Raw genomic sequence first — 2,313 nt, 5'->3', positions numbered from 1 at the left:
AATCAGCTGACTCTTAGAGGAACCTGGAATTCCTCGTTCTATGGAATTGATGGCAAAGGAGACGACTGGAGATATGCACTTGATCGTCTGGTTGTTTGGTCTAAGTTAAGGGCTGAAGGTAAATCTATTATGCTTCCACATGATCTTATAACTCATCGTTTTAGCCTGAAAGACATGAATTTGGGTCTTGATATCATGCGAAACAAGTCTGAGGAATATGTGAAAGTGATGGTGGAATCATAGTCAGATGATTTGTTGTAAGATGGAAAAGGGTAAGACTATTGGTGGGAAGAGCTGAATTCATATAAACATAACAGGGATCAAATGAGTTTTGACTTTGCTTGTTGGAAGAATAGTTATGATTATGATATATGCAATTACTTAATTTATAATAATCCATGGTGTGTAGGTGTAGCAATCCATAGAGGTAATCAAGGCTGAACATAATGTGATAAGGAGAGAAGCTTTTTATATACAAAACTATGTAATAAAATAAATGATTGTACTCCCAATAGATACTTTTGTGTGACCAATTTTTTCTTCAAAATCGATTATTTAATCTGTGACTCGACATGGTTTGTCTAGTCACTAGACAAAAATATGTCGAGTTACTAGATATTTTGCATCCCTTATTTTATAATAATATCTAGAATAAGGAGGGTAATCATGGCTATACCGGTAAATATTGATGAACTAATAAGCAATAAGGTTGTCGAGTCAACAAGAATAGAATATAAAGAAAGCTTTAATCCTGAACCTATAATCAGAACTATCTGTGCTTTTGCTAATGATATTGATAATATTGGCGGAGGCTACATAATTATTGGAGTGGAAGAAGAAAACGGAGTTCCCAAATTGCCGGTAAAAGGTGTTGAAAAGGCTGAGATTGATAAGATATTAAAAAAGTTAAGAGAGTATTGTCATTATATAGAGCCGTTATATGAGCCAATTGTTGAACCGGTAGAATATGAAGGTACAAATCTTATTGCTATATGGGTTCCAGGTGGTTATGGAAGGCCATATAAAGCTCCTAAAAACGCTTTGCAAAAGCAGTCTGTTAAATACTATTATATTCGCAAATTTTCCAGTAGCGTAATAGCCTCTTTGGATGAGGAGAAAGAATTATTCTATATTTCTTCCAGCATTCCTTTTGATGATAGAGAGAATCTGGCTGCAGATGTAGATGATCTTGATCTGGGAATTATGCGAGAACACTTGAAAGAAATTAAAAGCTCTCTGTATGAACAGTCTAAATCAATGGATCTTTTAACGCTTGCTAATGACCTTCAGATAGTAGCTGGTCCTCCGGAACGAATTAAACCTAGAAATGTTGGCATATTGATGTTCAGTGAGCATCCTGAAAAATATTTCAGGTATGCAAGGATAGAAGTAGTGGATATTCCTGAACCTACTGGTAGGAATATGGTAGAAAAGGTGTTTAATGGCCCTATTCAAAGACAGCTAAGAGATGCACTTTTATATATACAAAACTATGTGATAAAAGAAGCAGTTGTCAAAGTTTCAGGAAAGGCTGAGGCTGTTAGAATACAAAATTATCCATATGATGCTATAGAAGAAATATTGTCTAATGCTGTTTACCATAAGTCATATCAGATCAATGAGCCTATAACGGTCAGAATTACATCTGATCAGATTGAGATTACAAGTTTTCCGGGCTTTGACAGGAGCATAACCAAGGAAGCTATCGAACAAGAAGATATAAGAGCTCGGTCTTATAGAAATCGCCGTATTGGAGATTTTCTCAAAGAGCTTGGCTTGATAGAAGGTAGAAACACAGGATTCCCTAATGCCAGAGAAGCTCTGGAACTTAACGGTTCTCCAAAACTTGCTTTTGAAATGAATGAAGAAAGAGATTATCTGTCTGTGATCATTAAGATTCATGATTATTTTAGAGGCAACTCCAAATCAGCAGATGAATTTGAGGAAAAGATTCTGGCTATATTAAAAGAGAAAAAGCTGTCCTTAACTGAACTTTCAAAGAAGATGGGGTATAAAGGAATTACTGCTAAACTTAGGAATGCTGTTAATAAAATGCAACAAGAGGGCAAAGTAATAACTGTACTTGGTGATAATAATAAACCTAAGCTTAGCGTGAAATCTTAGGCTGTTACGGCAAAGCAGGAAAAGCCGATGGCTATACTAATGATATATTATTTATAAAGAACTGATGGGAGCTGGAGTAAATGCTAAAGATATTTTTTGGAGAAAAAGAAGATGTAATGAATGGGCCTTCCTGGTTCAGATTTAATTATAAGGAAGAATGGCTTGCTGATCCCCTTGTTTCACAAATGA

General features: G+C 35.3%; 1 protein-coding gene and 1 pseudogene. Both read left to right on the top strand.

What is annotated here, in order from left to right; genetic code table 11:
• A pseudogene (locus tag K6G87_RS06245) lies at window positions 1-243 on the top strand (hypothetical protein); the annotation flags it as partial.
• Window positions 244-666: 423 nt separating this feature from the next.
• A complete protein-coding gene (locus tag K6G87_RS06240; RefSeq protein ID WP_296835027.1) occupies window positions 667-2,124 on the top strand; it encodes an RNA-binding domain-containing protein in 1,458 nt (485 codons plus the stop codon).
• Window positions 2,125-2,313: the final 189 nt, after the last annotated feature.

The organism is Butyrivibrio sp., assembly GCF_024699075.1.
The sequence above is the reverse complement of the archived record's forward strand: the minus strand, read 5'-3'. Positions and strand labels throughout refer to the sequence as shown.